We start from the raw sequence: 25451 nt of genomic DNA, 5'->3' as shown, positions 1-25451 counted from the left end.
ATGGCTGTCCGGATCGGGTCGTTGTTCTTATGGCCCCTGCCGGAGCCCGTATGCCAAACTGCGGGAAAAGAACGGTCACCCGAGTTCTTGGGAGCGTGTGGTGGGGCGAGAGCGGGACCTCGATCCGAACGTGAGCCCGCGTGCCTTCTTCGGCAGCGAGTTGCGCCGCTGCCGTAAGCGGATCGGGCTGTCTCAGCCCCAACTGGGCGAACGCACCACATACAGTCCCGACATGATAGGAAAAATAGAACGCGGAGAACGTCCGCCTTCGCCGGAATTCGTGGCACAGTGCGATGAGCTATTCGGGCTCGACGGCCATTTCCATCGTCTCTACCAGTTCATGCTCCAGACTCCCGGCCCGGCCTGGTTCACCCGCTGGCTGGAGGAGATCGAGCCCCGAGCCACCGTCCTCCGCACCTGGGACCCCCTGCTGGTCCCAGGTCTATTCCAGACGGAGGAGTACGCGAGGTACGTGTTCCGCGGAGCGCCCGGCATCACTCCCGAGGAGATCGAAGAGCGCCTGAAGATCCGCATGCGGCGAAAGGCGCTGCTCGAACAGGAGCCCCTGCCCATGATGTGGATTCTCATCGATGAGTACGTATTGCAGAGGCCTGTCGCGGATCCCGAGGCGATGTCCCGGCAGATGCGATATCTGGCCGAGGTGGTGCAGCGTCCCCACGTGACGGTTCAACTGGTCGCGGCTTCGTGCGTCACCGGCATGATGAGCGCGTTCATGATTGCCCAGCTTCCCGGAGGTCAGCCGGACGTCGTCAATGTCGAATCCTCCGCTGAAGGCCGCATTACCGCAGATCACGAGGTAGTAGGGCACATCTGGAGCCGTTATGACACGATACGAGCATCAGCGTATCCCGAATACCTTTCACGTCAGAAGATCGAGGAGGCGATACCCATATGGGAACGACGAGCCGGATCGACCTGAGCGGCGCGAGGTGGCGGAAAGCCTCGTACTCCGGGGACAGCGGCGGCCAGTGCGTGGAGGTGGCGCGGAGCGTCCCCGGCGTCGTGGGCGTCCGGGACAGCAAGGTGTTCGGTGGGCCGGTTCTCTTGTGCTCGCCGGGGGAGTGGGGTGCTTTCCTCGCCGGCGTCAGGAGCGGCGACCTCGGAAGCTGAGAGGTCCGGACCTGCAAGCGAAGGCCATCCCACCCCTCGACATCAGGTTTGACCATGATCGCACATGCGGTTCGGTCGTGATGCGGTCAAGGGGCGAGGGTGAGGTCCTGGGCGCGGGGTGGGGTGCCGTGGGGCCAGGGGAGGATGTGGCCGGAGCGGACGAGTTCGCCGTGGAACTCGGGGTTCATCGGTGCCGAGAGCAACAGGTCGACGATGGGGACGGCGGCCTGGGCGGGTGTCCTGGCCTGACTGAAGTCGCTGAACCAGGGCCGTGACAGCGGGGTGTCCACCAACCCGGGGCAGACCGCGGCGACGAGGATGTCCCGCGGCAGGTCGTCCGCCCGGCGCTCGGCCGCGACCGCGCGCACCGCGGCCACCTGGGCCACCTTGGACGGCACGTTGAGCCAGCGCGGCCAGCCCAGTTCCTCGGACGTCCCGGCGTGGATCGCCGAGAGCCAGGATGCGACGGCCTTCTCCACCTCGTCGAGCGAGGCGCCGTCGAACAGCGGCCGGAGCCGCGGGTCGAGGTGACCGAGGGTGCCGAGGGAGCTGGCGACGACGACCAGCCGCCCGCCGGGGCGCAGGAGGGGGCCGAACGAGCGCAGGACGGCGTGCGCGCCGCCGTTGGCGACGCCGATGAACTCCTCGGCCTGCGCGGACTGCGGGCGGTCGGGGGTGAGCATGGCGCTGGCGTTGGAGACCACGATGTCCACCCCGCCGTACCGGTCGCCGAGCTCGGCGGCCATCGCGGCGACGGCGTCCGCGTCGGAGACGTCGAGCACCCGGCCCTGGATCTCGCTCGTGGTGGCGGGGGACCCGGCGACCAGTGCCACGGCGGCGGAGACCCGCTCCGCGCTGCGTCCGGTGAGCAGGACGAGGTCGCCGGGTCCCAGCCGGGAGGACAGGCACTCCACGAGTGCGAGGCCGATGCCCTTGTTGGCCCCCGTGACCAGGGCGACGCGTGCGTATGTCATGCGGCCAGGCTAGGAAGCCACCGGGCCATGCGAAAAGCGAAAGTTCCGCACACCGGGTATGCGTGATGCTCATGGATGCGAGCTGGTATGCGTGGGGTCATGGACTTCACGAACGTCTCGCTGACGGCCCTGCGGGTCTTCCGCCAGGTGGCCGAGCAGGGCACGCTCACCGCCGCGGCCGCCGCGCTCGGCTACACCCAGTCGGCGGTGTCCCGGCAGATCGCCGCCCTCGAACGCGCGGCGGGGATGCCCTTGCTGGAGAGGCGTCACGACGGGGTGCGGCTGACCGCGGCCGGCCACGTCGTGCTGCGGCGGGCCAGGACGGTGGTGGAGGAGATCGACGGCACGGCGCGCGAGCTGGCCGGGCTGCCCGAGGAGGGCGGGAGGGTGCGCGTCGGCTGGTTCACCAGCGCGGGCGCGTTCCTGGTGCCCCGGGCCGTCGCCGCGCTGCGCCGCACCCACCCGGCGATCACGGTCGCCACCCGAGAGGGCAGCACGCCGGCGCTGGTCCGCGCGCTACGCGCCGGCAGCGTGGATCTCGCGATCTTGGGCTCGGCACCGCCGTTCCGCCCGCCCGACGCCGAGTCGCCCGCGCTGGAACTGGTGACGCTCGCCGAGCGCAGCCTGCGACTGGCGGTGCCGGTGGGTCACCCGCTCGCCCGGCGTGACGTCGTCGACGTCGCCGAGCTGCGCGGGCAGCGGTGGATCACCAGTGTGTCCTCCGGGGACGAGGTGCTCATGGGGGTCTGGCCGGGGCTGGACGAGCGGCCCGAGATCGCCCACACCGCCCGCGACTGGCTGGCCAAGCTGCACCTGGTCGCCGCCGGGTGCGGGCTGACCACCGTGCCTCCCTCGCTCGCGTCGGCCGCGCCGCCGGGGGTGCGCGTCGTGGCGGTGCGCGGCGGCCCGGAGGAGCGGCGGCGCATCGTCCTGGCGCGGCTCCCGGGGCCCCAGGCCGAGCCGGCGGCCCGTTTCGCGGAGGCGTTGCGAGCCACGGTGGCCGATGCCGGCGTGGCGGTCTAGCCGGATCGCCTCCACGGGGCGAACCGCGAAGGTGCCTGCGGGTGGACGCCGCGCTCCGAGCCGATGGCGCGCCGGGGCCGGGGGCGCGCGTCTTGCCGGAGGCCGGTCCGGGGGGAGGGGCGGGTCAGGGGATGAGGGTGGGGAGGACGCCGCCGTCGGCGCGCAGGGCGGCGCCGGTGGTGGCGGAGGAGTGTTCGGAGCTGAGGTAGGTCACCATGTTGGCGATCTCCTCAGGGCGGATCAACCGGCGGAGCAGGGAGGTGGGGCGCCCTTCCGCCATGAACCGCCGTTCGGCCTCCTCGAAGGGCATCTCCTCGCCGAACAGCTCGGTGATGAACTGCCGTACTCCTTCGGTGAGGGTGGGCCCGGCGAGGACGGAGTTCACGGTGACGCCCGTGCCGGCCACGGACTGCGCCATGCCCCGGGAGACGGCGAGCTGGGCCGTCTTGGTCATTCCGTAGTGCACCATTTCGGTGGGTGTCATCACCGACGACTCGCTGCTGATGAAGATCGCGCGGCCCCAGCCCCGCTCGACCATGCGCGGGACGTACAGGCGAGCCAGGCGCACGCCGCTGAGGACGTTGACCTCGAAGTAGCGCCGCCATTCGGAGTCGGGGATGTCGAAGACCGGCACCGGGCTGAAGATGCCGGTGTTGTTGACCAGGATGTCGACCTCGGGCGCCGCGGCGAGCAGGACGTCGGCGCCTTCCTCGGTCGCGACGTCCGCCGCCACGGGACGGACGCCGGAGTTGCCGGTCGCCTGGCGGACGGCCGCCGCGGCGTTCTCGGTGCGCTCGCGGTCGCGGCCGTTCACGACGACTTCGGCGCCCGCCCTGGCGAGGACGGTGGCGATGGCCCGGCCGATGCCCGATGTCGATCCGGTGACGAGCGCGGTGTGGCCGGACAGGTCGATGTGCATGGCGAGACTCCAGACGATCGCGTTCTGCGTACCGCCCCGACGTTAGTTGCAGACGCCGTCTATTGCAAACAACGACATTCGGCGTACACCATCATCTATCCGGGCATCCGCGCCGGTCACGGGCAGGTTCGCGGGCCCCGCGCCGGTCACGGACCGCTCGCGAGGCCACGCGCCACCGGTGGGGGCCGGTCGCGGCCTCGCGTGGCCGGTCAGCCGGCGATGGGCTCCTGCGTGCGGGTGCTGATGGCGTGCTGTACCAGCGTGACCAGCACGTTCTTGCTCGACTCGCGCTGCCGGGCGTCGCACAGCACGACGGGGGTCGCGGGCCCGAGGTCCAGGGCCATCCTGATCTCCTCCAGGTCGTAACGCCTGGCTCCCTCGAAGCAGTTGACCGCGACGATGAACGGCGTGCCGCGCCGCTCGAAGTAGTCCACCGACGGAAAGCAGTCGGCCAGGCGACGGGTGTCGGCGATCACCACGGCGCCCAGCGCGCCCAGCGCCAGCTCGTCCCACACGAACCAGAACCGCTCCTGGCCCGGCGTGCCGAACAGGTACAGCACGTGGGCGTCGCCGATGGAGATGCGGCCGAAGTCCATGGCGACCGTGGTGGTCTTCTTCTCCTCCACGCCCGACAGGTCGTCCACGCCGACGCCCCGGTCGGTGAGCGTCTCCTCGGTGCGCAGTGGGCGGGTCTCCGACACCGAGCCGACCATGGTCGTCTTGCCCGCCCCGAACCCGCCCGCGATGAGGATCTTGATCGCGGTGGGCAGCTTCGCGCGCGCCGTGCCGCCGTCAGAGCGTACGGAGTCCATTGAGCACCGCCTTGTAGGTTTCCAGGTCGAGAACGTCCGTTTCCCGCGCGGGCTCCTGAATGTCGATGAGCCTTCTGTCGACGAGGTCGCCCAGCAGGACGCGGACGGTGCCGGCCGGCAGGTCGAGGTGAGCGGCGATCTCGGCGACCGACAGCGGCCGCTCGCACAGCCTGACGATGGTGTGGTGCTCGGGGCCGAGCCCGGGTGTGGTCGCCGGCGCCGCCTTCAGGGTCACCACGAGGGTGATGAGGTCGATGCGGCCGCGGCTCGGCTCGGTGCGCCCGCGCGTCATCACGTACGGGCGGACGATGCGTCCGGCCTCGTCGTCGAGCCACTGCTCCTCGGCGGGGTCGTCGGAGAGGTGCGTCATGTCGCGCCTTCCCTCTTGGCGGCGTCCGAACGGGCGGGGGAGGTGAGGTACGCCCCGACGCGGGTCACCAGCATGGCCATCTCGTAGGCGACCAGGCCCACGTCGGCGTCGCCGGTGCACAGGACCGCCAGGCAGGCGCCCTCCCCGGCGACGGTCACGATCAGGTAGGCCGACCTCATCGCGATGATGGTCTGCCGTACGGGCCCGCCCTCGAACCGTTCGCTGGCACCGTGGGCGAGGCTCTGGATCCCGGCCGCCACCGCGGACAGGTGTTCGGCGTCGGTCCGGTCGAGGCCTCGGGAGGTGGCCAGGAGCAGACCGTCGGTGGAGAGAACGATCCCGTGCTCGGCTTCCCTCACCCGCTCGACCAGGTCGTCCAGCAACCAGGCCAGGTCGGCGGGGGAACTCGTCCTTTGCATCACTCGCTGTCCTCTTTTACCGGCTCACACTGTTCACTACGTCGTCTCCATTGCTCTCCGGCGGTCACCCTGGCGAGGCGGAGTTCGTTCGCCTGGCGGGCGGGATGCCGCGGGCTCACGGGGCTGGGGTCGGTGGTTCGTCCTCCCATGCCTGGGCGGCGTCCAGATGGCGCGGCTGCCTGGCGGCGTCGGCGCGGCCGCGTTCGGTGCCGCTCTGGAACGAGCCCATCAGCCGTCTCAGCTCCTCCGGCGACAGCTCGTCGTCCTCCGCCGGAGCGGACGGCGGCGCGGGCGGCTGGTCGCGCAGCGCGGGCGCCAGATGCGCCTGGGCGACGCGCCGGGGCAGGCCGGAGGGCGTGTGGCCGGGATCGCCGGGCGCCGCCGGCGGGTAGGACGGCTGCTCTGGTACGGACGCCTCCTCCCATCGCGGGGCCACCGTCAGCAGCGGCGGGCGGGCCTCCTCGGAATCGTCGGCTGCCTGCACGGGAACCTCCCCGGTCGGACTGTGCTCTCCCTGCCGGGCCTCCGGTACGCGGTTGCGCGACACCCGCTTGGGCAGCGCGTCCGGTTCGGGGGCGGGCTCGATGTCGGAGTCGGATTCGATCAGATCGCGGGGGATCAGGACGACGACGGTCGTGCCGCCGTACGGTGAGGCCTTCAGCGTGACCTGGATCCGGTGCCGCGAGGCCAGGCGGCTGACCACGTACAGGCCGAGACGGGGCGTGCCGCTCAGCTTGAACTCGGGCGGGTCGGCGATGCGTTCGTTGGCGGCGGCCAGCTCGTCGGGCGGCATGCCGAGCCCGCGGTCCTCGATCTCGACGACGTAGCCCCTGGCGACCTCTTGGCCGCTGACCTGCACCAACGCGTACGGCGGTGAGAAGGAGACGGCGTTCTCGATCAGTTCGGCGAGCAGGTGGATGACGTCGCCGATGGCGCGCCCGGCCAGCTGCGCCTCGCCCATGGGCATCAGCGTGACCTGTGTGTAGTCCTCCACCTCGGCGAGCGCGCCGCGCACCACGTCGACCATCGGCACCGAGCGCCGCCAGGCGCGGCCGGGGGAGGCCCCGGACAGGACGATGAGGTTCTCGGCGTTGCGCCGCATGCGGGTGGCCAGGTGGTCGACGCGGAACAGGTCGGCCAGCTCGCCGGGCTCGGTCTCCCGCTTCTCCATGGCGTCGAGGATGGTGAGCTGGCGGTGGACCAGCGACTGGGTGCGCCGCGCCAGGCTCAGCAGGATGCCCCGGTAGCCGCGCCGCAGCTCGGCCTGCTCCACCGCGACGCGGATCGCGGTCTCCTGGACGATGTTGAGCGCCTGGCCGACCTGGCCGATGGCGTCGTTGCCCACCGCGAGGGGCGGCGCCTCCGCCTTCACGTCCACGTCGTCGCCCCGGCCGAGGCGCTCGACCACGCTCGGCAGTCTCTGCGCGGCGAGCTCCAGTGCGGCGGCGCGCAGTTCCTCCAGCCGCCGCACCAGGGCGCGGGCGGTGGTGATGGACAGGACGATGGAGGCGATGACCGCCAGCAGCCCGAGGCCGCCGGCCAGGATCAGCCGGACGACGACGCCGATGGCGAGAGGCGTCGCCCGCTCGACCAGGGCGTCACCTCCGTCGCGGATGACCTTGTCGAGGTCGGAGAGGATCGCGCCGGTCGCGGACGCCCAGCTCTCGGCGTCGACGGGGAGCGATTCGGGCTGGAACCCCGCGGTGAGCTGGTCCTCCATGTGGCGGAGGTTGAGGAACCGGTCGCCGCGGGCCAGCCGCTCGAAGGCGGCGCGGTCGGTCGGGGGCAGTTCGGCCGCGGTGCTGGTCAGAAGGAAGCGCTGAGCGCCGACGATCTGGGTGAACTGCGTGACCTCCGACCGTGAGAACCCGCCCGTCGCCAGCGCGCCCGTCGCGAGGACGTCCTCCTGGGCGAGGAGCTCGCGGGCCCGGCCCATCTGGATGAACGTGCGGGTCTCCTTGGCGAGCGTGGTGTCGTCCACGGTGGCCATCGAGTCGTAGACGCGGTAGAGAGAGTCGATCACGTCGGTGATGGTCGCGGAGGCGCCGATGCGGTTCACCTGGCCGGCGTCGACCTGCTTGCGCAGCAGCGGCAGCTTGCGCAGCTTCTGGCTCGCCTCGGTGACGCGCGTGTTCAGAGCGTCGCCGGCCGCCCTGCGCGTGTCGTTCGCCGTCGCCGTGCGGAGGAACTCGGCGGCCGTCGCCTCGGACTTGGCCCACTGCGCTCTGACGGCGGCTCGCCGCCGGCCAGAGGATGGGTCGGCGAGCAGCTGCACGGTGAGCCGGCGCTCGTTCTGGAGTTCGGCCCGGAGCCTCTCGCTGGGCTGGGCCACGGCCGTGTTGAGGGTGGAGACCCCCAGCAGATTCAGGCCTTCTCGCGACGTCACCCACGCCGAGAATCCCCAGAGGGCGATAAGCGACACGAGGAGCACCGTCACCTTGAGCTGAACACGCGAGTTGTGGTGGCGCATAACTCCATCCCTGGCGAAAGGAGAAACCCCATATCACGGTTCACGGGGAAGAATGCTCTCGTCACACTATGCTGTTACGTGACGGCATATCACATCATAGGGTGATAACTGACCGTAACACCAGCAGACCCTAGCACAATAGGAATGCCTCCACGACACTCGCGTGTCAACCCTGCAAGGGTTCCGGTCAGGCTTTCAGTCAGGGTTTCAGTTTTTGTACTTCCCTATCATGTTTTGTCCGATGTGCTGCATGGTGAGCAGGGAGCGCTCCGTGCGAGGTGCAGCGCCCCGAGAACGGCGGCCCTGACGATCGCCACGGGCAGGTACAGGTCCTTGTCATGCCACATCGGAGGGTCGTCCGGTGGCTCGGGCGTCCCCGCCGGCCGGTCGGCGGGCCCTGCCGCGCTCCCCCGGCGGACCGCGCGGAGGAGATGGTCGCGGCCGCGCGTGACCTGCGCTTCGACCCCCTGATGCGAGGCGCCGGTCAGCAGCAGGAGTTGCAGCGCGTACGCCGTCTCCTCGGCGGTGCCGCGCCACAGGCCCCAGGAGCCGTCCGCGCGCTGCGTCGAGGACACCCAGCGCACCGCCCGCCGCACACTCTCCGCCGACTCGGCGCCGCCGAAGTCGTGGAGCGCCAGCGCGCAGCACACGGTCGCGTAATAGGGGGAGGCGTGCCACCGGTCCGCCCAGCTCCCGTCCGCGTGCTGCCGCGCGCGCAGCAGGCCCGCGAGCCGCTCGACGGCCGGGCCGTACCGTGGTCGCGCGCCGGGACGGGCCACCACGTACTGGCCGAAGGCGTCCAGCACGTGAGCGTTAACAGTTGTGGAAAAGCCCTGCTCGCCCTGCCACGTACAGAAGTGCGTCCCGGTGTCGTAGGCCCACAGGCTGTCCGGCTCGCGTGCCTCGCCGAGCAGTGTCAGCGTGTAGAGCGCCACGGACGTGGTGTCCGCGTCGGCCGGCAGCCCCGGCCCGGCGGCCACGCCGCCGGGGCCGAGCCGTTCGCCGAGGCTCGCCACCAGCTCGCGCGGCACGGTGACGGGAACCCCCGCTCTGATCAGCCAGCTGAGCACCCAGCCGCGCTCGAAGACGGTGATGGGGGTCGCGCACGGCACCGGGCCGCCGTCCACCGCCGTCACCGCCTCCAGGCGCAGTCGTGCGGGATGGCTCGCCTCCACCGTCCCGGCGGCGCCGAGCCACGCGGCGGTGGCCGCCGGCGAGGCTCCCACCAGCCCCTCCGGCGTCGGCCGCACGCCGCGGGCCTGGAACGCCGCCTCGCCTCCGACCTCCAGGGCGTGCATCAGCTTGACCGGAAGCGGATCCCCTGACCGCAGGCGTGAGCGGACCAGCTCCAGCTTGGTGCCGTCCATGCCCTGCGGCAGGGGCAGCGGGACGGTGCCCCGCCAGTGGTGCAGCCCGTCCAGCGGGGACTCGCCGAGCTCGCGAAGGCGCGCGTTGATCGACGCGACCAGCGACGGGACGATGAGCTCGATCGCGGGCAGGTCGGGAAGGGGGGCGCCGAAGTTCCGCCGTGACCACCGGAACAGAGCGCGCAGCCCTTCGTCGGCGCTCGCGGCGACAGAACGGGGGCCGACGTGCAGGACGCCCCGCCTGAGCTCGGCGAGGACGGCGTCGGTCGCGCTGAGCGTCGGGACCAGGGCGTACTCCTCGTGCGCCCCCCAGCCGCCGTCCGGCCGCTGGGTGTCCACGAGGAAGGCCAGGCGCTCGGGGTGCCCGGCGAGCCAGGGCGCGAGGGCCACCAGCCGCGCGGTCTCGTACACCGAGGGGGACGGCTCGCCCCACGGCCGTGCCAGGAGCCCGGCCACCAGCGCGCCAGCCTCCGCGGCGATGTCGACGACGTCCTGCGCGGTCGTCATGTCGGTCGCCGTGTTGGTCGCCGCGTCGATCGCCGTGTCGATCGCCGCGTCGGGCGCGCGGCCCCGGCCGAGGAAGGTCAAATCTGTCCCCAATAGTCGGCGAGCCGGTAGAAGCCCGCGCAGAAGTCCATCTGACGTTCCAGGTAGCCGGCGACATGCGGACGGCCGCCCCGGAGCGGGTCGATCAGCGTCCGGCTCCGGCGGGCGAGGAGGGCGACCTGCCGATCGACCTCATCGCGGGTCACGCCGAGCAGCAGGGCGTTGAGGTCGCCCCACGTCACGTCCCTTTCGTAGGTCCCGAGGTCGTTGAGCAGGCGGACCACCCGCTGCACCGCCCGGCTCGCCTCCCGGACGCCGGCGAGGTCGTCCCCGGCGTCCGGTCCGCCGCTGTGGATCAGGTGGGAGGCGAAGGCGAACGAGAAGCCGAGGTTGTCGGCGTTCTCCAGGTACTCCTCGAACGAGGGGGTCACGCCGGAGGCGCGCCACTCCCGCTCCCTTCTCATCGCGTCCAGCATGCGCTGGAGCTCCTCGCGCCAGTACGCGCCGAGCGCGGGCCAGGCGGGGGCCGCGCTCAGCTCCTGCCGGATGTCCGACAGGAAGCGGGTGAGGTCGTCGCCGGAGACGGGCGGTGCGCCGTCGGCGACGGCGGCGCACCGCCGGGCGATGTCGCCGACCTCCTCCGCCGACGTGGCGACGTAGTCCACCAGCCAGTCCAGCCCGAAGGCCCACAGGCACACCTTGTTCGCCATCCGGAGCTCGGCGGCCGTGTGCCAGGGGCCGCTGAAGGCCATGGCCAGCGACAGGGTGCTGCACAGGGCCGCGTCGAACGGCTTGGCGGAGAACAGCTGCGGGTAGGCGGCCAGCCAGTCCTGCATCTCCCGCTGGGAGCGCCCGGCGACCGCGCAGATCGCCCCGGCGTCCGTGGCGCCCGGCCAGCCGCCGGACAAGGGGGGGCGGTCGAGCCGCTCCGATGTCATCGCGCCCCTCGCGGGCCGGTCCCGGCGGGGATCAGCCGGAGCTCCACCTTGCCCCGGGGGCGCAGCAGCGCGGTGGGAGCGGGCGTGAACGGCCCGCGGCTGAGCAGGACGGGCCGGAACCGGCTCAGGATGGCGGCGACGATGAGCGGGGTGTCCAGATAGAACAGGTGCTGACCGATGCACTGGTGCGCGCCGCCGCCGAAGGGGAAGTAGGCGTAGCGGTGCCTGCGCTGCGGGGCGTCCGGCGAGAACCGCTCGGGGTCGAAGTCCAGCGGCCGGTCCCAGAACTCTTCCAGCCGATGGGTGGCGTAGGTGCTGATCAGCACCATCGACCCGGCCTTTATCCGGACTCCGCCCACCTGTTCGGACTCCCGGGCCATCCGGGGGAACAGCCAGGCGGCGGGATACAGGCGCAGGATCTCCTGCAGCACCATCTTGGTGTAGCGCAGTTCCGGCAGATGCGAGGGGGCGGCGGGGCCCGCGCCCACCACGCGGTCGATCTCGGCGTAGAGCTTCGCCGCCACCTCCGGATGGGCGTCCAGCACGGGCCACAGCCAGGTGAGGGTCGAGGCGGTGGTCACGTAGGCGGAGGCGTACATGCTGACGAGATCGTCCCTGATCCGGCGGTCGCCGCGCGGCCTGCCGTCGGCCTCGCGTGCCTGGCACAGCGCCGTGACGATGTCGACTCCGGCGCCGGCCCGCGTGTCCCGCTTGGCCTTGTCGATGACCGGGAGCACCACTTCGTCGACCCTTCGGACGGCGTCCATGAAGGCGCGGTCGCCGGGCATCGGGAGCGCGTACGGCATGAAGGGCATGAGCATCCGGAAGGTGACCGCCGAGTCGGCCGCGTGGTAGGCCGATATGAGCCGCTCGGTGTCCTGCGAGGAGATCCGGTCGCCGAACAGCACCCTGATGACGCTCTGGTTGACGACGGCGGCCATCTCGTGACGGGCGTCGATCACCTGGCCCGAGCGGGCGTGCTCCTCCAGCGCGCCGACCCGCTCGTCGACCGTCTTCGCGATCGCCTCACCCAGCGAGCTCACCCACTGTGCGGTGAACAGCGGCTGGAGGATCTTCCTGCTGGACTCCCACGTGGGGCCGTCGCTGAGGATGCCCTGGCCGAACAGGCGGTTCAAGGGACGCCAGAACATGCCTTGACGTGCGTAGTTGGCCTGGTTGTGCCGCAGGATGTGCTGGACGTGGTCGGGATGGGTCACCAGGTACAGGTGGAACGGCCCGAGTCTCAGCCGTTCGATCTGCCCGCCGGCCCGCATCGCGAGCTGCGCGAGACCGTTCGCCGGATCACGGACGATCTTCGGCGTCATCCGGGAGAAGGAGCCCCTTCCGGCAGGCCTTACTCGTCCGGCGGCGACATCGACCGGCATCGCGCTCTCCACCTTTCACCACCCTGGAACAGCGCACCGTGACGTGCGGGGCTTTCCTGCCTCGCTGCACCTGTTTCGAACGCCAAGTGCGTCAAGAGTGGTGAATGCAGCAAAGAGCACTCTTGTCGACAAGGGGACCATTAGCAATGAATTATCACGATCATCTGACTCGAGCAAGCTTTCCGTTCAAGGGGTATTTCGATTTTTTGTTCGAGGAACGTCGGGCGGCGTGCGTCCGAATACCCGGAAAAGCCCCAGGGAGCGGCCCGGGTCCTGGGAGCGAGAACGCCGGCGCCGAGCGCACGAGCAGGCACGCGTCAGGGAAAGGCGCCGCATAGTGCGCCCCGTCTGAGCTAGTCTCGCGGCGATTGATCGGATACGTCGGGGAGCTGAGCGTCGTGGAGCCAGTATCGGTGGGCCTGATCGGAGCCGGGCCGTGGGCGGAGGCCGTCCACGCGCCCACCCTTGCCGCGGGGCCGTACACGCGGCTGACCGGCGTCTGGGCCCGCAGGCCGAGGGCCGCCGCCAGGCTCGGCGTCCCGGTGTACGAACGCCTCGAGGAACTGTTCGACGTCTGCGAGGCCGTCGCCTTCTGCGTGCCGCCCGCCGTCCAGGCCGAGCTGGGCGTTCTCGCCGCGAAGGCGGGCAAGGCGCTGCTCCTCGAGAAGCCCCTCGCCGCCGACCTCGACGGCGCCAGGCGCCTGGCCGACGCCGTGGGGGAGGCCGGCGTGGCCTCCCAGATGGTGCTCACGTTCCGCTACTCCGCCACCACCAAGTCCTTCCTCGAACGGGTGCGCGCCATCGAGCCTTTCGGCGGATACGCGATGAACGTTTCAGGAGCCCTGTACACCATCGATTCCCCGTGGCGGCAGGAGCGGGGAGCCATCCTGGACGTCGGCCCGCACATGATCGACATGCTCGACGCCTCCCTGGGGCCGGTCACCGGCGTGCGGGCCCACGGCGACACCCTGGGGTGGGTCGGCCTGCTGCTCGAGCACCAGAGCGGCGCGGTCAGCGAGGCGTCGCTCTCCATGGCGGCCCGGGTCGAGCACGGCTCCTCGCACGTCGCGGTGTTCGGCCGCCAGGGCACCGAGACCCTCGACGGCGGCGACCTCGGCTACGACGTCTTCCCCGACATGGTCGCCGAGTTCGCCCACACCGTGCGCCGCGGTGGCGGCCATCCCCTGGACGCCCGCCACGGGCTGCGCCTCCAGGAGATCATCGCCGCCGTCGAGGCACAGCTCCGCTGATCCACGCGGGCCGCCGCCGTCGGCGCCTGCCCCCTGAGGGCGGCACCTGCCCCTGAGGCCGGCTCCTGCCCTGGAGCCGGCGCCTGCCCTTGGAGTCGCCGTCGCCGGCGAGCGCGGTAAGGAGACCGCCCGGCCGTACACTGTCGAAGTGGACCTTCGACCCGTCGTGCCCGTCCCCGGCGCGGGTTGATACCGTTCCCCTGACGCCCGGTGCGCAGCGAAGTCCGGTGTGATTCCGGCGCTGTCCCGCAACTGTGAGACCTCTCGGTCGAGCCAGGTCGCCTGCCCACCGCGCCGACGCCATCAACCCTCGTGGAAAAGGGTGATCCGTCACTTCGCGGGTCTCTCGATTTCCTAGCAACAGGAGGAACCCCTCGTGAGGCCCGTACGCACGGCCTTGGCGGGCGCGTTGCTGGGTGCGCTGACACTGGCCGCATGCGGCCAGTCCGGCAGCACCACCGCCGACGCACCGCCTGCCACCCCTGCCACCACCGCCGCCTCTTCGCAGGCCGCCGCCTTCCCGGTCACCGTCCAGGCCGGCAACGGCGCGGTCACCGTCCCCGCCAAGCCCACTCAGATCGTGTCGCTCTCGCCCACCGCGACAGAGAGCCTGTTCGCCATCGGCGCGGGACCGCAGGTCATCGCGGTCGACGACCAGTCCACCTACCCTGCGGACGCCCCCAAGACCGATCTGTCCGGCTTCAAGCCGAACGCCGAGGCGATCATCGCCAAGAAGCCCGACCTGGTCGTGCTCGCCAACGACACCGGCGGCGTGGTGGCCGCCCTCGCCAAGGTCGGCATCCCCGTCCTGCTGGAACCGGCCGCGACGAAGCTGGAGGAGAGCTACGACGAGATCGCCGACCTCGGGGCCGCCACCGGCAACAAGGACAAGGCCGACCAGGTCACGGCGGACATGAAGCGGCAGATCGAGCAGTTCGCCGCCTCCGCGCCCAAGGACGCCAAGCTCAGCTACTTCCACGAGCTGGACAACACGCCGTACTCGGTGACCTCCTCCACCTTCATCGGCCAGATCTACGCGATGTTCGGGCTGACCAACATCGCCGACGAGGCGCCGGACGCGGCCGGGGGCTACCCCAAGCTCTCCACCGAGTTCGTGGCCAAGGCCGACCCCGACCTGATCTTCCTCGCCGACACCAAGTGCTGCGGCCAGTCCAAGGAGACCCTGGCCAAGCGGCCGGGCTGGGGCGGCCTGTCGGCGATCAAGAAGGACCAGGTGTTCCCGATCGACGACGACATCGCCTCGCGCTGGGGTCCGCGCGTCGTCGACCTGGCCAAGGCCATCGACGAGGCGGTCAAGAAGGCCGCCGGCTGATCCGGTCCGGCCCCGAAACACCTGCGAGAACGATGACCGGCACCCGACCGGAACCCGCCATGCCCCCCTCACCCGACCCTGACCCCGCCTCCGGCCCCGATACGGTCTCCGGTGGACCGGTTTCCGGTCCCGTACCGGTCGCGGGCACCGGACCGGCCGCCGTTCCTCCGGCGACCGGAGAGTCATGGGCCACGGGCGAGAACTCGTCCGTGGCCCGGATGCGACCGCTGGTGCCGGTCGTCGCGCTGGTGCTGCTCGCCGTATGCGTGCTGGCCGGCTTGATGATCGGCGCGGCGCGGCTCCCGCTCAGGGGCGTCGTCCTCGAGCTGCTCGACCTGGTGCCGTTCGTCTCGGTCGACTCCGGGCTGTCCCCGATCGAGCGCGGGCTGCTCCTGCAGCTCAGGATGCCGCGCGTCGTGCTGGCGGCGGTCGTCGGCGGGCTGCTCGCGATGGCGGGCGCCGGATACCAGGGCGTGTTCCGCAACCCGCTGGCCGACCCGTACCTGCTCGGCGCCGCCGCGGGCGCCGGGTTCACCGCCACCCTGATGATCGTCCTGGTCCAGGCCGACGGGCTCGTGCCGCTCGCCGCCTTCGGCGGGGCGATCGGCGGCGTGCTGCTGGCGTACGCGCTCGGCAACACCGCCGCCCGGGGCGGCGGCACCGCGACCCTGGTCCTCGCCGGGGTGGCGGTGGCCTCCTTCCTGTCCGCGCTGCAGGCGTTCGTGCAGCAGCTCAAGGTTGAGCAGCTCCAGCGGATCTACTCGTGGATCCTCGGCGGCATCGGCGGCGACTGGTCGCAGGTGTGGCTCATCGCCCCCTACGCCGTGGTGTCGGCGGCCGTCCTGATCGCGCACGGCCGGCTGCTCGACGTGCTGTCGGTCGGGGACGACGAGGCGACGAGCCTCGGGGTGAACGCCGCCCGCGTCCGGCTCGTGGTCCTGTGCGCCGCGTCGCTGGCCACGGCGTCCGCGGTGGCGGTCAGCGGGCTCATCGGGTTCGTCGGCATCGTCGTCCCGCACGCCGTGCGGCGCCTCGCGGGCGGGTCGTACCGGGTGGTGCTGCCGATCTCGCTGCTGGCGGGGGCGGCGTTCCTGGTGCTGGCCGACCTGGTCGCCCGCACCGCGCTCGCCCCGGCGGAACTGCCGATCGGAGTGGTCACCGCCTTCATCGGCGCCCCCTTCTTCGTCGCGGTCCTGCGCGCCACCAGGACGGTGGAGGCATGAGCTCGGTCGAGGTGAACGGGCTGTCGGTGTCGCTGGGCGGGCGGCCGGTGCTGTCGGACGTCGGGCTGTCGGCCCGCGCCGGTGAGTGGCTGGCGGTGATCGGGCCGAACGGCGCGGGGAAGACCACCCTCCTGCGCGCCATGATGGGCCTGCTCGAGGCACGGGGCGAGGTGCTGGTGGACGGGCGGCCCGCGCGCGCGCTCAAGCCGCGGCAGCGGGCGCGGCTGATGGCCTACGCCCCGCAGAACCCCTTGCTGCCCGCGGGCCTGACCGTGATGGACTACGCCCTGCTGGGACGCACGCCCTACATCTCCTACCTGGGCCGGGACGGCCGATCCGACCGCGAGGTCACCGAGTCGGTGCTGGAACGCCTCGACCTGACCGCGCTCGCGCGAAGGCCGATCGCCCACCTCTCCGGCGGCGAGCGCCAGCGCGTCGTGCTCGCGCGGGCGCTCGTCCAGCAGGCGTCCGTGCTGCTGCTCGACGAGCCGACGACCGCGCTCGACCTCGGCCATCAGCAGCAGGTGCTGGAACTGGTCGACCGGCTGCGCCTGGCCGACGGGCTGACGATCGTGACGACCGTCCACGACCTGAGCGTGGCAGGGCAGTACGCCGACACGGTCCTGCTGATCGCCGGCGGCCGGGCCGTCGCCTCCGGGCCGGTCACGCAGGTGCTCACCGAGCCGTTGCTCGCCGGCACCTTCGGCGCCCACGTCCGCGTCGGCAAGGGAGAGGACGGCCGCCCCCTGGTGAACCTCGTCCGCCCGGGCACCCCACCCGCGTCCGAACCCGCGTCCGCGTCCGAACCCGCGTCCGCGTCCGAACCCGCGTCCGCGTCCGAACCCGCGTCCACGTCCGCATCCGCGTCGAGTTCCCCGTCCCCGTCCGCCTCCGCGTCCCGGCCCGCGTCCCCGCCCTCGTCCTGAGCGGACGACGCGTCGCATCCGGGCGGTCGGTACGCTTCCGGGACCTGTCGTGAGGAGATCGCATGCTGTCCCTGAGCCATCGGCACGAGGACGGCGCCCGTCTCGCCTCGCTGCTGTGGGAGCTCGGTCCCGGCTGGCGGGCGATCTCCTCCGCCATGCTGGGCGGCGGCATCGGCCCGGTCGAATGGGTGCTGAACGCCCAGGTCGTGGGCGCCTACTCGCGGATGGACCCGGTCGAGCACCTGCTCGAACTGGCGCCGCGCGGACGGGGAGTCGGCATGCTGACGGCGGCGTCCGTCGACCGGTACACCCAGGCGCGTGACGGGGGAGTGGACGCGGTGGCCACCGTGGGCCTGCGCGTGCCCACCTGGGCCGCCTCCCCCGAAGGAGTCCCCGACCCCGAGCTCCGCGAGCTCCGCGAGCTCCGCGAGCTCCGCGAAGTCCCCGAGTTCCGCGAAGTCCCCGAGTTCCGTGAACTCCGTGAGATCGGTGAGACCAGTGAGATCGCCGAACTCGGCGAGCCCGCCGGGTCCGCTGGGTCCGCTGGGTCGGTCGGGTCCGCCGAGCCGCGGCCTGTTGACGGTCTCGTTCCGCGGCCAGCCTTCCCGCCGCCCGGGACGATCAACATCATCGTGGCCGTCCCGGTGGCGATGAGCGACGCCGCCCTGGTGAACGCCGTGATGACGGTGACCGAGGCCAAGGCCCAGGCGCTGGCCGAGGCGGGGTACGCCTGCACGGGCACCGCCTCGGACGCCGTGTGCGTCGCGGCCCGGACGGACGGCTCGGAGGAGCCGTTCGGCGGCCCGAGATCCACCTGGGGCGCCCGCATCGCCAGAGCCGTCCACCAGTGCGTCCTCACCGGCGCGACCACCTGGGCCGACGCCCACCACTGTTAGGTGGGGCGGCACTCCTTCGGGGCGGCGGTCATATGGTGAAGCCGCCGTCGACGTTGACCGTCGCCCCGGTGATGTACCGCCCGTCCGCGCCGGCGAGGAACGCCACGGCCGCGGCCACGTCGGCCGGCGCCGCGTAGTGGCCGAGTGCGGTGAACCCGTTGACGGTGCCGGCGTTGGGGCCGTCCGCCGGGTTCAGCTCGGTGTCGGTGGCACCTGGGTTGACCAGGTTCACGGTGATCGCTCTCGGGCCCAGTTCGCGTCCCAGTGCCTTGGTCAGGCCGATCAGCGCGGTCTTGCTCATCGCGTACAGCGAGAAGCCGGGGAACACCGTCCGCTCGGCCACGTTGCTGCCGATGTTGATGATGCGGCCACCGGCCGGCATATGGGAGATCGCGGCCTGTGAGGCGACGAACGGCGCCCGGACGTTGACCGCGATGGTCTGTTCGAACTCCTCCAGGCTCAGCTGCTCCAGCGGTCCGAGAAGGAACGCGCCGGCGTTGTTGACCAGGATGTCCAGCCGGCCCAGCTCACCGGCGACCCGGTCCACCACGGCGGTCAACGCCGCAGGGTCGGCGCTGTCCGCTCGGATGGCGATCGCCCGCCGTCCCGCCCGCTTGATCTGCTCGACCACGTCATCGGCGCGCTGCTGGTTCCGCTGGAATGTCAGCGCCACATCGGCGCCATCTTGGGCCAGGCGCAGCGCCACGGCGGCGCCGATGCCGCGACCACCTCCGGTGACCAGGGCCACCTTGCCGTCAAGTGCGTTGTTCATGATGAGAAGCCTGGCCGACATCGGTGCGGAAGGTCTGGCGGTGATCGGACGTCGCGTTCGGCTCCGCCTGGCCGTCGCCCAGAGTGCGAGCGTTGCGCCCCTGATCCACCGACCCGCCGCATCGGACGGCCCGGGATGACGTCGCTTCCGTGACCGGCGGGGCTAGGAGGTGAAGGTGAGGCCGGCGAGGATGCGGTCGATCACGGGCTGGTCGCATCTGCCGGGGGCGCAGAAGAAGACCAGCAGACCGGCCGGCCGGCCCTGGCCGCGGCCGACGATGTAGACGATCAGGTCGAGGCGCCCCTGCTGGGTGGGGTCGTTCACCACGCCGGTCAGCCGGAAGGCCGGTTTCCCCGCCACCGTGTCCGTGGTGAGCGCCGAGGCGAAGTCTGCGGGACCCGGCAGCACGAAGCTGAGGCTGCGCTTGAGGCTCTCGGACGGGTCGGAGGTGGTGATGGTGTCGTTGACCTCGGCGAACAGGCCCATCGCCCGCTCGGGGTGGGTGCTGAGCAGGGTGTTGACCGCCGCCCAGTCCGAGGCGATGGGCACGGAGAACAGCGTGTCGAAGTCCGCCGCCGCCGGGGAGACGACCGCGTACTCGTCGGCGTGCGTGCGCGCCTCCCACCCGCCGGGGTACTCGAAGGACATCGGCACCGCCGTGCTGCCGGGGTAGCGCTTGGCGCCCACCGGGGCCGTCGTCTGGCTGAGCAGCAGGGCGGCGGCGACCGCGACCGAGACCAGGACCGCGCCCGCGCCGATGAGCGCGCCCATCCGCAGGCGCCGCCGGCGGCGGGCGGGTGCCGCCGGCCGCGCGCCGCCGGCCGAGCCCGGCCTGGTGACCGGCCCGAGCGAAGCGTGGTCGGCGGGCGCCTGCTGCGGCGTGGCGAACGACCGCACGGAAGCGGTCGGCTCCGCGGTCTCCAGGGCGTCGGCGTGCTGCGGATACGACGGCAAGGCGACGGCGCCGCCGCCGGGGGAGCCGTGCCGCGACGAACCCGCCTGCTGCACGCCGGTGGGCTGGTCGTCGGAGCTGATCGCGTCCCGCAGGGCGGCGACGAACTGGCGGCAGGTGACGTACCGCTCGGCGGGGGACTTGGCCAGGGCGCGGTTCATCACCTGGTTGACCGAGTGGGGCAGGTCCGGCCGGTACGGGGTCAGCGGCGGCGGGTCGTGCGAGACGTGCGCGTAGAGCAGGGCCAGTTCGGTGTCCCGCTGGAACGGAGGCAGCCCGCTGAGCGCCTCGTACACGACGCAGGCGAACGCGTAAAGGTCGCTGCGGCCGTCCACGGGCAGCCCGCGGATCTGCTCGGGCGCCACGTAGCGCGGGGTGCCCATGAAGTGGCCGTGGCTGGTCAGCCCCGCCTCGGAGAAGGTGCTCTTGGTCAGCCCGAAGTCGGTCAGGTAGACGTGCTCGGGGTCGCGGTCGGTCCCCTCGGAGACCAGGATGTTGGCCGGCTTGACGTCGCGGTGCACCAGGCCGTTCTGGTGGGCGGCGTCCAGCGCCGAGGCGATCTGGGAGAACAGGCGGTAGGCGCGTGCCACCGGCAGCGGTCCGCTGCCCTGGATGAGTTTGCGCAGGTCGGCGCCGTCGACGTACCGCATCGCGATGAACAGCAGATCGTCGGCTTCCCCGGCCTCGTAGATCGGGATGATGTTGGGGTGGTCGACCGCCGCGACCAGGCGCGACTCGCGCACGAACCGGTCGCGGAACCGCTGGTCCGCCGACAGTTGCGGGGCCAGCACCTTGAGCGCGACCGCGCGGCCGAGGCGGCGGTCGCGCGCCCGGTAGACCGTGGCCATGCCGCCGCGCCCGACGACCGCCTCGACGAGGTAGTCGGCCACCTGGGCGCCGATCAGCGGCGGCATCGAGAAACCCTGCTCGCTCATTGGTCCACCGGGTTCCCGCAGAAGCCGCAGAAGCGGTGCGCCCTGCCGAGGCGCATGCCGCACTGCGTGCAGAACAGCACCTGCCCGCCGCCGGGCGCGGCCGCGCCGGGGAGGCCGCCGTTCGCATCCGCGGGGCCGTTCGGGGCCGGGACTCCGGCGGACGCCGGGCCGGGCGCGGGCCTGCGCGGGACTTGGACGTCGGGGTCGCCGGCGGGGCGCGTGGAGACGCCGCCCGTGGCGCCGGGTGCGGAGACGGGCGTCGCCGACGGTCCCGTGCCGGGCCCGTGGACCGGCGACCGGAGATACGGAGGGAGGGACCCGTCGGCCAGGTTCGGGGGCTCCATCGTCTGGGTGCCCTGCGGCGGCCGGCTGGGAGGCCCGGAGCGGCCTCCCGCACCCACCGGTCCGAACGAGCCCGGCGAACTCGCGGAGCCCGCGGGGTCCGCCGGCGCGCCGGAGAACGCGGGGAACGACTCGGGCATGCCGGAGGCCGCGGCGTCCGCGCGCCGGCGTCGCCGCCGCACCAGCAGCGGCACCGCCACGGCGGCCGCGGCGGCGACGGCCACGATGCCGATGGACACCGGCAGCAGCAGCGGTGAGCCGGCGGCCTTGACGGCGACGGACGCCGGGCTCTTGGCCGGCCCCGTCGACGGCGTGCCGGCGCGGCCGGCCCGGGCGAGGCGCAGATGGTCCTGCGCCACCGCGTGATCGGGACGCAGCCGCAGCACCTGCTCCAGGACGGGGATCGCGTTGGCGTAGAACTTGTTGTGGTACGGCGCGAGCGCGGTCTCGTAGACCACGTCGACCGGGCCCCGCCGGGCGGTCACGTCGGCGGCCACCAGCGCGGCCCTGATGTCGTCCACCGGCGTGAGCGTCGCCGCGTCGCCGCTGCCGGTGATCAGGCCGATGACCTCGCTCTTGCCGTCGTCGATCACGGCTCCTCCGTCGCCGTCATCGCGCAGGAACGTCCCCAGCTTGGCTCGCTCGGCGGGCTTGAACGTGCGCCCGCCGGGCGGGTCGAGGTGCGCCGTCTGGATCTTCGGCGGGGCCTTGGCGCTCGGCCGGGCCGGCAGGCCGATGGTGTCCACCGACTCGATGCCGCTGCCCAGCGTCGTCCCCAGCGGCACCGTCGGCAGCGTGCCGTCCTCGCCGCCCTTGGTCAGCTTGAGCACCGCGGGAGACCCGGGCGAGTTGCCGGTGCGCAGCAGCTCGGCGGGGTACCCCTCGGGCACGGGCGGGTCGGCGTAGGGGAACACCGTGATCTTGGGCGCGGAGGTGGCGATGCAGTTGGAGTTCTCGCGGTGCGGTGGGTAACACGCCTGCAGGCGGGCGTTGAGCTCGGGATTCTTCAGCTTGTGCCGCGAGAAGTCGGCCGGGATCTTGACCTTGAAGTACTCGGCGAACACCCGGTTGGCGGCGTAGATGGCCGGATCCCTGCGGGGCTGCACGACGCCGGTGGCGGTGATCACGACACCGTCGGGCGAGACGTTGAACCCGCTGCCGGTGCCCACCGGCGTGTCGTACTCGCGGACGACCTGCTGGATGACCCCCCGGTCGTCCAGCAGGTTGATGGTGATGTGCGCCTTCGCCTCCACCCGGACCGTTCCAGGGGTCACACGGTCGGTGGAGCCGGTGGGATGGGGATGCATGGGGAGAATGAGTGATCCGAGGGCGCTTAGCCCCGCGACGAGGTGGTGCAGGCGGGGCATCTCCGCCTCCTGTTCCGGGACCGGTTGAGTCCAGGTTCTCAGCGCGGGCTGCCTCGTACAAGGCTCCTTCGGCCGCCGTCACGGACTTGCAATCGCCTGTTGAACGATCTGCGACAGCCGTTGCCGATCTCGGCCGGGCTAGCGGGTCACTTGGAGACGGCTTGGGCGGCGTCCTCGCGGTGAGCGCCCTTCCGTCCGCTCCCGGCGGAACCGGCCCGCGCCTCGGGGCGAGACCCCTGCCGCCGCGGGGGCAGGCCGTGATGGTTTCCCGTTGATGGGGGTCGTGCGTGTATATTTTCCGTACATAAGCGGACATAAACGGAAGATATTTAACTGGCGAAGGGGTGGAGCGGCATGAGGGCCTTTCCGCGGGTGTTGTTCGACGAGGCGCACAGCGAGTCCTGGACGATCCGCCGCGAGGTCGCCGAGGCGATCAACCCGGCGCACCCCGACGACAACAGCTACGCCCGCGCCGCGCAGGTCCTGCGCCGCCTCGGCCACACCGTCACCGCGCACACCGAGGGCCCGATCACCCCGGACGTGCTGAACGCCCACGACGTCTTCGTCGTCGCCCACCCCTCCGCGGACCGCTGGGAGCGCACCACCGGCCTCGGCAGCCCCGCCTTCCCCGCCGAGGAGATCGACGCCATCGAGCGGTACGTCTCCGCGGGCGGCGGCCTCATCGTGCTCGCCGAGTGCGAGCAGGAGAAGTACGGCAACAACCTCGCCGAACTGCTGGCCAGGTTCGGCGTCGGCGTCGAGCACACCACCGTCCTGGACCCGGGCAACTCCTACAACGGCGTGGCCACCTGGGTCCTCGGCACCCCCGCGCCCGGAGCGGGGGAGGACCTGACGGCCGGCGCCCGCGAGGCGTGCTTCTACCGGGCGGGCGTGCTGACCCCGCCCGACGGTGCGAGCGTGCTGTTCCAGACCTCCGCCTCGGCCGACCCGGCCGGGCGCGCCCTCGCCGTGGCCCTGCGGCACGGCGAGGGACGGGTGGTCGTCTTCGCCGACTCCGACCTGTTCGGCGACGACTCCATCGGCGACCTGCGGCACACCCGCCTGTGGGGCAACGTCGTCACCTGGGCCGCCCGCGTCCCGGTGGGCGCCGCCGGCGCGCACGCGGCCGACGCGGACTTCGCCGCGCTGAAGGCCGCCGTCGAAGAGCTGCGCCCCCTCACCGCCAAGGACGGCTCGGTGGCCGACACCGGGGCCGCCTCGCCCGTCGTCGACCGCGTCGTCGCCGGCGTCGAGAAGCTCGCGCCGCGCTTCCCCCACGACCGGGACTACCTCGCCGCCGTCGTCGCCGACCTGCGCGCGTGGCAGGCGGGAGGGTTCGGCGTGCCGGACTTCCTCGACTCGCTGAACGCCTTCCACCCCGACACCCAGCGGGTCGACGGGCTGGAGCACCTGGTCGTCTTCCCGATGTACACCCAGAACGGCAACCCCGGCCGCAACCTCGAGGCCGTCTGGATCCGCACCGTGTGGCCCGGCTGGCTCGCCGAGCTCGAGCGCGAGCAGTACGACAACCCCATGTTCGTGCCGATCGCCTTCGTCGACTTCACCGCCGGCTACGACACCAACAGCGCGGTGCTGTTCCCCGAGACGGTCGCCGTCCGCGAGACCCCGCCGCGGTTCACCTGGGGCGCCATCTTCTGCGACCGCGAGGCCGCCCGGTTCCGCGGCGTCAGCCGCGCCGCCGCGGACACCCTCAAGCTCGCCCTCCCGCCGGACGCGGCCCGCCTCCTCGCCAGCCAGGAGCTCGCCCAGGACACCTTCGTGCTGTGGGACCTCGTGCACGACCGGACCCACAGCCACGGCGACCTGCCCTTCGACCCGTTCATGATCAAGCAGCGCATGCCTTACTGGCTGTACTCGCTGGAGGAGCTGCGCTGCGACCTGACCGCGTTCGGCGAGGCGGTCGAACTGGAGAAGCGCGGCGTGCCGCACGCCCGGTACGTGCAGTACGCGATCCTGTTCGACCGGCTGTTCCGCTTCCCGATCACCGGTGAGCGGGTGCGCAACTACGACGGACTCGGCGGCCAGCTGCTGTTCGCCTACCTGCACCGCAACGACGTCGTCCGCTGGACGGACAACCGGCTCTCCATCGACTGGGACCGGGTCGCCGACGGCGTCGCCGACCTGCGTGGTCAGGTTGAGAAGCTCTACCGCGACGGCATCGACCGCTCGAAGCTGGCGCACTGGCTCGCCGCGCACCAGCTCGTCGCCACCTACGTCGCCCCGCACCCGGCGTCGGTGTGGAACCGCGGCGCCGACGCCCTGCCGGTCGAGGGGTTCCCGAAGGCCGTGGTCGACGCGGTGCTGCCCGACGAGTTCCCCCTGAGCATGTTCTACGAGGCCCTGCGCCGTAAGCTTTCCGGAGTCATCGAGGCGACGAAGGGAATCCGAGCGTGAGCCGCAGCGACGAGAGCGGGACGACGAACAGGGTCGTGGTCGTCGCCGGGGCCGGCGGGCCCACCGGCCGGGCGGTCACGGCGCGGCTCGCCTCGCGCGGCGACACCGTCATCGGCCTGGGCAGGCACGCGTCCGGCGGGGTCCTCGCGGTCGACCTCGCCGACCGCGAGGCGGTGCGCGCGGTGGCGGACGACATCCGGCGCGAGCACGGCCGGGTCGACGGGGTAGTCCACCTCGTCGGCGGCTGGCGGGGGGGAAAGACCTTCGCCGACACCGATCTCGCCGACTGGGACGTCCTCCACGAGCAGCTGATCCGCACCCTGCAGAACGTCTCGCTGGCCTTCGAGCCGTTGCTGCGCGCCAGCGAGGACGGGCGGTTCGCCATCGTGTCGGCCAAGGCCGCCCAGGCGCCCACCCAGGGCAACGCCGCCTACGCGGCGGCCAAGGCGGCCGCCGAGGCGTGGACCCTCGCCCTCGCCGACTCGCTGCGCGACACCGGCAGCGCCGCCACGATCCTGGTGATCAAGGCCCTGGTCGACGACGGCATGCGCGCCGCGAGCCCCGACAGGCGATTCCCCGGTTTCACCGACGTGAACGACCTGGCCGTCGCCGTCGCCGCGCTGTGGGACCGGCCGGCGGGTGAGGTCAACGGCGTCCGGCTGGACCTGACGGCGTGACCGCGGAAC

General features: G+C 72.0%; 22 protein-coding genes and 1 riboswitch. Of the genes, 10 read left to right on the top strand and 12 right to left on the bottom strand.

Features of this window, described 5'->3' with window-relative positions:
* The first annotated feature begins 130 nt into the window (after positions 1 to 130).
* Positions 131 to 940, top strand: coding sequence for a helix-turn-helix domain-containing protein (locus ACFO60_RS16460; RefSeq protein ID WP_380841203.1), 810 nt, complete (start codon positions 131 to 133; stop codon positions 938 to 940).
* Positions 913 to 1131 carry a DUF397 domain-containing protein gene (locus ACFO60_RS16455; protein ID WP_380841160.1) on the top strand — a complete coding sequence of 73 codons (219 nt, stop codon included), beginning with the start codon at positions 913 to 915 and terminating at the stop codon, positions 1129 to 1131. Before ACFO60_RS16460 ends, ACFO60_RS16455 begins: the two co-directional genes overlap by 28 nt.
* Before the next feature lie 86 nt (positions 1132 to 1217).
* On the opposite strand, the gene ACFO60_RS16450 is transcribed toward ACFO60_RS16455, so the two are convergent.
* Positions 1218 to 2105, bottom strand: coding sequence for an SDR family NAD(P)-dependent oxidoreductase (locus tag ACFO60_RS16450; RefSeq protein ID WP_380841159.1), 888 nt, complete (start codon positions 2103 to 2105; stop codon positions 1218 to 1220).
* 99 nt (positions 2106 to 2204) lie between these two features.
* On the opposite strand from ACFO60_RS16450, the gene ACFO60_RS16445 reads away from it, so the two are divergent.
* The gene (locus tag ACFO60_RS16445) at positions 2205 to 3128 is read left to right on the top strand and encodes a LysR family transcriptional regulator (protein WP_380841158.1); all 924 of its coding nucleotides are present in this window, start codon (positions 2205 to 2207) and stop codon (positions 3126 to 3128) included.
* Positions 3129 to 3252: 124 nt separating this feature from the next.
* Here the strand turns inward: ACFO60_RS16445 and ACFO60_RS16440 are convergent, their stop codons facing one another.
* From ACFO60_RS16440 to ACFO60_RS16405, 8 genes are all read right to left on the bottom strand, one after another.
* Positions 3253 to 4047 carry an SDR family NAD(P)-dependent oxidoreductase gene (locus ACFO60_RS16440; RefSeq protein ID WP_380841157.1) on the bottom strand — a complete coding sequence of 265 codons (795 nt, stop codon included), beginning with the start codon at positions 4045 to 4047 and terminating at the stop codon, positions 3253 to 3255.
* A 209-nt stretch (positions 4048 to 4256) separates the two neighbouring features.
* Positions 4257 to 4859, bottom strand: a complete 603-nt coding sequence (locus ACFO60_RS16435; protein WP_380841155.1) for a GTP-binding protein — start codon at positions 4857 to 4859, stop codon at positions 4257 to 4259.
* Positions 4840 to 5229: a DUF742 domain-containing protein gene (locus tag ACFO60_RS16430; protein ID WP_380841154.1), complete on the bottom strand. Its 390-nt coding sequence runs from the start codon at positions 5227 to 5229 to the stop codon at positions 4840 to 4842. The genes ACFO60_RS16435 and ACFO60_RS16430 overlap by 20 nt, the downstream gene beginning before the upstream one ends.
* Entirely contained in the window at positions 5226 to 5648 is a 423-nt protein-coding gene (locus tag ACFO60_RS16425; protein WP_380841153.1) for a roadblock/LC7 domain-containing protein, read from the bottom strand. The genes ACFO60_RS16430 and ACFO60_RS16425 overlap by 4 nt, the downstream gene beginning before the upstream one ends.
* A 115-nt stretch (positions 5649 to 5763) precedes the next feature.
* A complete protein-coding gene (locus ACFO60_RS16420; protein ID WP_380841152.1) occupies positions 5764 to 8118 on the bottom strand; it encodes a sensor histidine kinase in 2355 nt (784 codons plus the stop codon).
* Positions 8119 to 8345: 227 nt separating this feature from the next.
* Positions 8346 to 10073, bottom strand: a complete 1728-nt coding sequence (locus tag ACFO60_RS16415) for a prenyltransferase/squalene oxidase repeat-containing protein (RefSeq protein WP_380841150.1) — start codon at positions 10071 to 10073, stop codon at positions 8346 to 8348.
* Positions 10070 to 10969 (bottom strand): terpene synthase family protein, encoded by a 900-nt coding sequence (locus tag ACFO60_RS16410; protein WP_380841149.1) that lies wholly within the window; start codon positions 10967 to 10969, stop codon positions 10070 to 10072. The genes ACFO60_RS16415 and ACFO60_RS16410 overlap by 4 nt, the downstream gene beginning before the upstream one ends.
* A complete protein-coding gene (locus ACFO60_RS16405; RefSeq protein WP_380841148.1) occupies positions 10966 to 12294 on the bottom strand; it encodes a cytochrome P450 in 1329 nt (442 codons plus the stop codon). Before ACFO60_RS16405 ends, ACFO60_RS16410 begins: the two co-directional genes overlap by 4 nt.
* Positions 12295 to 12752: 458 nt before the next feature.
* On the opposite strand from ACFO60_RS16405, the gene ACFO60_RS16400 reads away from it, so the two are divergent.
* From ACFO60_RS16400 to ACFO60_RS16380, 5 genes are all read left to right on the top strand, one after another.
* Entirely contained in the window at positions 12753 to 13604 is an 852-nt protein-coding gene (locus ACFO60_RS16400; protein ID WP_380841146.1) for a Gfo/Idh/MocA family protein, read from the top strand.
* Positions 13605 to 13799: 195 nt separating this feature from the next.
* A riboswitch (cobalamin riboswitch) is annotated at positions 13800 to 13908 on the top strand.
* Positions 13909 to 13980: 72 nt separating this feature from the next.
* Positions 13981 to 14937 carry an ABC transporter substrate-binding protein gene (locus ACFO60_RS16395; protein WP_380841145.1) on the top strand — a complete coding sequence of 319 codons (957 nt, stop codon included), beginning with the start codon at positions 13981 to 13983 and terminating at the stop codon, positions 14935 to 14937.
* A gap of 218 nt (positions 14938 to 15155) precedes the next feature.
* A complete protein-coding gene (locus tag ACFO60_RS16390) occupies positions 15156 to 16160 on the top strand; it encodes a FecCD family ABC transporter permease (RefSeq protein WP_380841144.1) in 1005 nt (334 codons plus the stop codon).
* Positions 16157 to 17086, top strand: a complete 930-nt coding sequence (locus ACFO60_RS16385) for an ABC transporter ATP-binding protein (RefSeq protein ID WP_380841143.1) — start codon at positions 16157 to 16159, stop codon at positions 17084 to 17086. The genes ACFO60_RS16390 and ACFO60_RS16385 overlap by 4 nt, the downstream gene beginning before the upstream one ends.
* Before the next feature lie 62 nt (positions 17087 to 17148).
* Entirely contained in the window at positions 17149 to 17982 is an 834-nt protein-coding gene (locus ACFO60_RS16380; protein WP_380841142.1) for an adenosylcobinamide amidohydrolase, read from the top strand.
* A 28-nt stretch (positions 17983 to 18010) separates the two neighbouring features.
* Here ACFO60_RS16380 and ACFO60_RS16375 read toward each other — a convergent pair whose 3' ends face one another.
* From ACFO60_RS16375 to ACFO60_RS16365, 3 genes are all read right to left on the bottom strand, one after another.
* Positions 18011 to 18754 (bottom strand): SDR family NAD(P)-dependent oxidoreductase, encoded by a 744-nt coding sequence (locus ACFO60_RS16375; RefSeq protein WP_380841141.1) that lies wholly within the window; start codon positions 18752 to 18754, stop codon positions 18011 to 18013.
* Between the two features lie 162 nt (positions 18755 to 18916).
* Positions 18917 to 20641 carry a serine/threonine-protein kinase gene (locus ACFO60_RS16370; RefSeq protein ID WP_380841140.1) on the bottom strand — a complete coding sequence of 575 codons (1725 nt, stop codon included), beginning with the start codon at positions 20639 to 20641 and terminating at the stop codon, positions 18917 to 18919.
* Entirely contained in the window at positions 20638 to 22290 is a 1653-nt protein-coding gene (locus ACFO60_RS16365; RefSeq protein WP_380841139.1) for a chromosomal replication initiator protein DnaA, read from the bottom strand. The genes ACFO60_RS16370 and ACFO60_RS16365 overlap by 4 nt, the downstream gene beginning before the upstream one ends.
* A 414-nt stretch (positions 22291 to 22704) precedes the next feature.
* On the opposite strand from ACFO60_RS16365, the gene ACFO60_RS16360 reads away from it, so the two are divergent.
* A complete protein-coding gene (locus tag ACFO60_RS16360; RefSeq protein ID WP_380841138.1) occupies positions 22705 to 24765 on the top strand; it encodes a DUF6421 family protein in 2061 nt (686 codons plus the stop codon).
* Positions 24762 to 25442: an SDR family NAD(P)-dependent oxidoreductase gene (locus ACFO60_RS16355; RefSeq protein ID WP_380841136.1), complete on the top strand. Its 681-nt coding sequence runs from the start codon at positions 24762 to 24764 to the stop codon at positions 25440 to 25442. Before ACFO60_RS16360 ends, ACFO60_RS16355 begins: the two co-directional genes overlap by 4 nt.
* Positions 25443 to 25451 lie beyond the last annotated feature (9 nt).

It is taken from the genome of Sphaerisporangium dianthi, from assembly GCF_042654065.1.
Lineage (GTDB): Bacteria > Actinomycetota > Actinomycetes > Streptosporangiales > Streptosporangiaceae > Sphaerisporangium > Sphaerisporangium dianthi.
The sequence above is the reverse complement of the archived record's forward strand: the minus strand, read 5'-3'. Positions and strand labels throughout refer to the sequence as shown.